Annotated in this window: 5 protein-coding genes; 2 read left to right on the top strand and 3 right to left on the bottom strand. The window is 32.7% G+C overall.

The window, feature by feature from the left end:
- Positions 1–73: 73 nt before the first annotated feature.
- The 3 genes from GQ589_RS07215 to oxyR all read right to left on the bottom strand — a co-directional run bounded on the left by GQ589_RS07215 (position 74) and on the right by oxyR (position 2,627).
- Positions 74–799 (bottom strand): alpha/beta fold hydrolase, encoded by a 726-nt coding sequence (locus GQ589_RS07215; RefSeq protein WP_160425359.1) that lies wholly within the window; start codon positions 797–799, stop codon positions 74–76.
- Positions 800–1,013: 214 nt separating this feature from the next.
- Complete coding sequence (fabR, locus tag GQ589_RS07210; RefSeq protein WP_160400635.1) at positions 1,014–1,640, bottom strand: HTH-type transcriptional repressor FabR; 627 nt, start codon at positions 1,638–1,640, stop codon at positions 1,014–1,016.
- A gap of 60 nt (positions 1,641–1,700) precedes the next feature.
- Positions 1,701–2,627 (bottom strand): DNA-binding transcriptional regulator OxyR, encoded by a 927-nt coding sequence (oxyR, locus tag GQ589_RS07205; protein ID WP_160400562.1) that lies wholly within the window; start codon positions 2,625–2,627, stop codon positions 1,701–1,703.
- 424 nt (positions 2,628–3,051) lie between these two features.
- Between oxyR and pcnB the strand changes: the two genes are divergently transcribed.
- Both pcnB and lptD read left to right on the top strand, forming a co-directional pair.
- Positions 3,052–4,395 carry a polynucleotide adenylyltransferase PcnB gene (gene pcnB / locus GQ589_RS07200; protein WP_160425362.1) on the top strand — a complete coding sequence of 448 codons (1,344 nt, stop codon included), beginning with the start codon at positions 3,052–3,054 and terminating at the stop codon, positions 4,393–4,395.
- 75 nt (positions 4,396–4,470) lie between these two features.
- On the top strand, positions 4,471–6,837 hold the full coding sequence (gene lptD, locus GQ589_RS07195) for an LPS assembly protein LptD (protein ID WP_160425358.1): 2,367 nt from the start codon (positions 4,471–4,473) through the stop codon (positions 6,835–6,837).
- Positions 6,838–6,906: the final 69 nt, after the last annotated feature.

The following is a 6,906-nucleotide window of genomic DNA, read 5'->3' as shown; positions in this document are numbered from 1 at the left end:
CCACTGATTGTTGTTTGAATTCGATACTAAATTTTTTGACCATGATATTTGTCTCCTATGATTTTTGTTTATATCATAGAGGCGAATTTTTTCCACTTTTTTGGCGAGGATCATTCAAACTATCTGCGGTAAATCCTCTAACTAATCCCGCATCTAAAGAAATAAATGACTTTATTCTCGGATCTGACATGTTTTTATTTAATTGTGGGTTATCTAGTCCAAGTTCACTCACTAATTGGCAAGCTTTTAAATGTGAATTTATAGTGCAATCTTGTTTAAAAAGATCTGTATCAAACCTTGCTCCGGCAAGTACAGCTACTGTCCAACCGCCAAGGGAATGTCCAATAGATGAAATTTTGTTCATATCAATATGGTTTGCTAAAATTTCATCTATTTGTAACGCATCAATAGTTTTACTTAGATCTTGAGGACGTAACCACAATTTACTAGATTGAGTAATATTTTTATTAAAATAAGTAGTTCCGGGATGATTAGGTGCAGCAACAATATATCCCTTATCTGCTAGTTCATAAGCAAGCCAATTTAAACTTTGCCAACTTCCTCCATAACCATGTGAAATAACAATTAAAGGATGTTTATGATAATTTGAAAGAGGTGCAGCATTAGGAATAACTTTAGAACCATAAAAAACGGCGTTGTCACCAATAGCTACTGCTCTTTGTTGATTATTTGTCGGATACCATATTGCAATATTTAAAGGTCTACTGTCTTCTTTGCTATAATAGATTTCCTTAAAGCCTACATTTGAATAAGCATAGTTGAAAAAGGGAAAAGACAAAATAAGCGAATAAAGCAAAAAGTATAGTTTAGTTATTAAATTAATTCCTATTTAACAATGTTTCTCTTTTTTACTGCTATAGTGTAAATAATAAATAGAAAAAATCAGTAATTATTAGATATTTTTATTGGAAATAATTAATTGCTAAATAGTATGAAACTTTAATATTACGACCAAATTAGAATTTCAAGATTAGATTTGGAAATTATAACGATTAATGACTATCTTTTTTGATTTGTTCCTTATGGTATAGATAATAAGCTCCACGAGATACCATCCGTAATTGAAAAATAAGATCTTCAATTAATTTTTGTCTTTGTACTGTGTCAAAATCAATTGCTTCAGCTCCTGCATTAAAAGCAATAGTTACCATTGCTTCTGCTTGAGCTTCATTGTAATGGTGAGGCATCTGGTTAGCATTATCAAGATAATCAACAAGCTCTACAATAAAGTGTTGAATCTCTCTAGCTATAGCAGAGCGAAAAGCCGATGATGTACCGGCTTTTTCACGAAGAAGTAACAAAAATACTTTAGGATTTTTATCGATAAACTCGATAAACGTAGTAACAGATGTTCTTAGTACACTACCGCCTTTTTCAATACGCTTACGTGCTTGGCGCAACAATTGACGAAGAGTTAAACCACTTTCGTCAACCATGGCCAAACCTAATTCATCCATATCACGAAAATGGCGATAAAACGAAGTTGCCGCAATACCAGCCTCACGGGCAACTTCTCGTAAACTTAAACTATTAAAACCTTGCTCTGCATTAAGTTGATTAAATGCCGCCTCAATTAACGTACGGCGAGTTCTTTCTTTTTGTTGAGCGCGAATACCTATGCCTGTCTTGATATTTTTCATTTAATAGCTCAATCCTAATCGTTTAGATGTAACCTAACATTAATTTGCTACTTTTAACAATCGCTCTTTTTCAGCAAGTACTTTCGGCATATGCTCTCGAATAGTTTTAGCTATTGTTTCATAACGAGAACGTAGCGGCGATCCAGGACGATAAATCAAAGTAATACTACGCGAAGGTACCGGATCTGAACATGGAATATAACAAATATTATCACGAATCCTCTCATTAGGAGCAGCAAGTTCTGGAAATAAAGTAATACCTCGACCAGCAGCAATCATACTTCGAAGCGTTTCAAGGCTAGTTGCTTTGAACTGCTTATCTTCATCAATACCAACTTGGAAACAATATCCCATAGCATGATCACGTAAACAGTGTCCATCTTCTAACATTAAGAATTTTTGCCCTTTTAAATTAGATAATTTAATAGTTTTTTTACTAGCTAATTCGTTACCAGCAGGAACAGCTAAAAACATAGGTTCTTCAAATAATGGCAGTTCAATAAATTGTGTTGTTTCTTTAACTTGTGCAACAATAGCACAATCAAGTTTACCACTTTCAAGCTGAGCAACAATACTAGCAGTTTGAGCTTCATGTAAATAAAGTTCTAATTGAGGGAACGACTCATGTAAAACACTAATAACATGAGGCAAAAGGTAAGGTGCTATAGTAGGAATTAAACCGATATGCATTGGCCCAGACATTTCTTCACCTTGGCGACTTGCCATCTCTTTTAGAATTTGAATATTCCGTAAAATTTCTTTCGCTTGTTCAACTAACATCATACCCGTTTGAGTAAATAATACTTTGCGGCTAGTACGTTCTAATAACATTACGCCTAATTCATCTTCTAACTTTCTAATTTGACCACTAAGAGTTGGCTGACTCACATTGCACGCATCTGCAGCTTTGCGAAAATGACGAAATTCAGCTAACGAAACAAAATATTCCAAATCACGAATATTCATAACATCCCCAATAGGTTATTAGTTAATAGTATATACTCATATAACTTTCAGTGTAGTATAACAAATAGCATTTAAGAAACACCAAAAATTTCTTAAATTATAATACGTTATAAAGTACATTCTGTGAAACAAAAACAAATAAATAAAAGTTTTGAGTATGAGTTTATTTAATTTTAATCAGCTACTTAAAATACTTTAACTAGAGCAAAACAAAATTTTTCGCTTTTAATTAAATACTGCTAATATGACTATTGTTGATAATTATATTAAAAAAATCAAATATAATATTTGATCCATTTAATAAATTTATAATTTTATTAAATCAATAAACGCCGTTTTCAAGAAACATGGAAAATTATTGGCAATTACGATATAATCGCACGCTACACTAGAATTAAGCCAAAAACACTTTTTGAGGTGCACTATTTTTAAACAAGTATCACGTTTTTATCAAAAAATTTTTCGCCATGAAAAAAACAAAAAACAACAAAAAATTGGCTATGTGTCCATTTCACGTAATGAACATAATATATCCCGTAACGATATTAGTGCAAATGCATTAAAGGTCCTTCATCGATTAAACAAGCAAGGATACGAAGCTTATTTAGTTGGAGGATGTATCAGAGATCTCATGTTAGGTAAAATACCGAAGGACTTTGATATCACAACTAATGCGACACCAGAACAAATTCAAAAAATATTCCGTAACTGTCGCTTGGTAGGAAGACGATTCCGTCTTGCCCATATTATGTTCGGTAAAGAAATTATTGAAGTAGCTACCTTTCGAGGTGATCATAACTACCAAGATGGGCAAAACAATGTTGCTAAACGTTCTCAATCAGGAATGTTAATCCGTGATAATGTTTACGGAACCATTGAGCAAGATGCAATTCGTCGAGATTTTACTATGAATGCACTTTATTACAATGTAAAAGACTTTACATTGCGTGATTATTGCGGAGGGTTAAAAGATTTACAAAAAGGTATTATTCGATTAATTGGCGATCCACAAACACGTTATCAAGAAGATCCTGTTAGGATGCTAAGAACAGTCCGTTTTGCAGCAAAACTTAATATGCAAATTGAGCCAACCACAGCTGAGCCAATCAAATACTTGGCATCATTATTAAAAAATATTCCATCAGCTCGGCTTTTTGATGAAACCCTTAAACTGTTACAAACAGGAAATGGCTACAAAACTTATAAGTTATTAAGAGAATATCATCTGTTTGAACAACTATTTCCCGTTATTACGCGTTTATTTACCAATAACACTAACAGTCGTTTAGAACAAATCATCGAACAAGCCTTAAAAAATACTGATTATCGTATTGCTAATAACAAACGAGTCAATCCTGCATTTTTATTTGCAACTTTTTTTTGGTACCCTATTATTGAACAAGCTCAAGCAATGAGTGCCGAAAGTGGGCTGCCGTTTTATGATTCATTTTCAATGGCAATTAACGAAGTGCTAAGCGAACAATGTAAAATTATTGCTATACCTAGACGATTAACTACTGTAATGGGTGACATTTGGCGTTTACAGTTGCGTATGAAGAAACGAGATGGTAAACGTGCATTTGCTATTTTGGAGCATCCTAAATTTAGAGCTGCTTATGATCTTTTAGAAATACGAGCTTCAATTGAAAAAGGCGAACTATTAGAATTAGCAAAATGGTGGGACGAGTTTCAATTTACTTCGATTGAAAAAAGAATAATGATGGTAAAGCAGTTAAGTAAAATGAATAAACGCAAGAGCAGACGTTAATTTTTAATTCGCACTTTTATAAATAACAGCTATAATGCAGCAATTAAAATAATCATAATAACGTTTAGATCATTGATGAAAAAATTAGCGCCTTCTCTTATTGCAATAGTTATTACTATTTCCTTATATAACAACTCTAGTTATGCAATAGGTTTACCTAAAAATTCTATTAGCAATAATCCTCAATGTCTTATAGACGTTCCTAGGTTTGATCGCCCTTTAGTCAATGGAGATATAAACACCTTACCTGTAAATGTTGAAGCTAACCAATTAAAAGCATTCTATCCCAGTATTGCCATATACAACGGTGAAGTATTAATAGAACAAGGTAACCGTACAGTTCAAGCAGATAAAGTAACAATCGATACCCAAGATAACAATAATAGAATAGTAAAGTTAGAAGGCGATATTACTTATCAAGATAATTTAATACAAATGAAAGGCGATGTTGCATCAATGAATCTAAATAATAATGATGCCAATATGAGCCCAAGTCAATATCAACTTGTCAATAGACTTGGTCGCGGTAATGCCGATCAAATGAAATTCGAAAAAAATCGATATATTATTTTAAAAAATGGCAACTATACATCTTGCCCTGTCAATGATAGTATTTGGAACATCAAGGGAACAACTGTCATTCATGATAATGAAGAACAATTATTAGAAGTATGGAATGCCATATTTAGTATTGGCAAAGTCCCGGTTCTATATTCACCTTATTTACAATTACCAACTGGAGATAAACGTCGTTCAGGACTATTAATGCCTAATTTTAGCTATGATAGTATTGATGGCATTGATTTTTCAATACCAGTTTATTGGAACATTGCCCCCAATTACGATGCAACATTTACGCCTAGAGTCTTGCAAAAACGTGGAGTTCAATTACAAACAGAATTTCGCTATTTAAATGAATTAGGCTTAGGCACACTTGCATTTGACTGGCTACAACACGATAGTAAATATAGTGAGGATAGAAATAATCATACCAATGGTAACAATTATGATAACAATAGCCACCGTTGGTTATTCCATTGGAAAAATGAAGAATTAATTAATTATAATTGGCGTTTCTATGCTGATACAACTCGAGTTAGTGACAATCAGTATCTAACAAACCTAAATTCTAAATACGCATCCCAAACTGCAGGATATTTAACACAGTTTTATAAAATGGCTTATAATGACGAAAGTTGGGATATTACTTTAGGCTATAGACATTTTCAACCATTTCATTCGGGGCTAAAAAACTCTCTTTATCAAACTGAACCACAACTGGATGTGAGTTATTACAATAATGATTTGGGACCATTCAAATTTAGAACATTTTCTCAAATATCTCGCTTTTTGACTTCTGGAGAAAATAAACCTAAGGCATGGAGGACTCATATTGAACCAACGCTAAATTATACCTTAACCAATTCTTGGTCATCGTTAACTTCAGAAGTAGGGTTTATGGCAACCCATTACAATCAAGATAATATTAAGAAAGAAATTGAACAATATAAATATTTAAACAAAAGCGTAAATCGTTTTTTACCCAAATTTAGTATTGATGGTAAAGTCATCTTTGAGCGTGACATACCTTTTATCGATGGTTATACACAAACCTTAGAACCTCGAGTAAAATACATATATATTCCATATCGAAACCAGTCTAATATTAGCAACTATGACTCCACTATATTACAATCCGATTATATTGGTCTATTTAGAGATCAGCCCTATAGTGGTTTAGATAGGATTGCCTCAACCAATAAAATATCCACAGGGTTAACCACTCGATTCTATAATGAAAATAAGATTGAAAAATTTAACTTATCAATCGGGCAAATTACTTATTTTACTAAATCAAAAACGAGTGAACATAATAACGATTTAGACGAAAACTCTGATACAGGTAGCATCACTTGGGCATCTGATAATTTTTGGCGTATAAGTGATGATATAATCTTCCGAAGTGGCGTCCAATATGATACCAGAATTGATACAATTTCGTTAGCTAACACAATATTTGAATATCGCCCATCAGGCGATAAATTAATGCAATTATCTTATCGCTATGCAAACCGTAACTATATTGGCACTGTTGATAAAAATCCTTCTTATAGAGGCTATAAGCAAGATATTTCTCAAGCAGGAATAATGACTACTTGGCCATTATCGCAAACCGTTAGTGCTGTTGGCTCATATTATTATGACGTAAAATTAGAGCAAACCACTGATAGCTTTGTTGGTTTACACTATAGTGATTGTTGTTGGGGAATGACGGTTCAATATGGTAGAAAGCTAACCGATTGGGACAATATTTCTCGAAAAAGTAAATATGAAAATAAACTGTCTGTTAATTTTGAACTAAAAGGGTTAGGTAATAATCGAGATACTAAAGCTAAAATGCTGAATTTTGGTAAATTACCATACACAACAGCATTTGAGTAAAATATTTCTTTAAATATAAATTATCGATAAATTTATTGCAGACTATCAATGCTGCAACAATAAAATGAG

This window comes from Gilliamella sp. Pas-s27 (assembly GCF_009795865.1).
Classification (GTDB): Bacteria; Pseudomonadota; Gammaproteobacteria; order Enterobacterales; family Orbaceae; genus Gilliamella.
The sequence above is the reverse complement of the archived record's forward strand: the minus strand, read 5'-3'. Positions and strand labels throughout refer to the sequence as shown.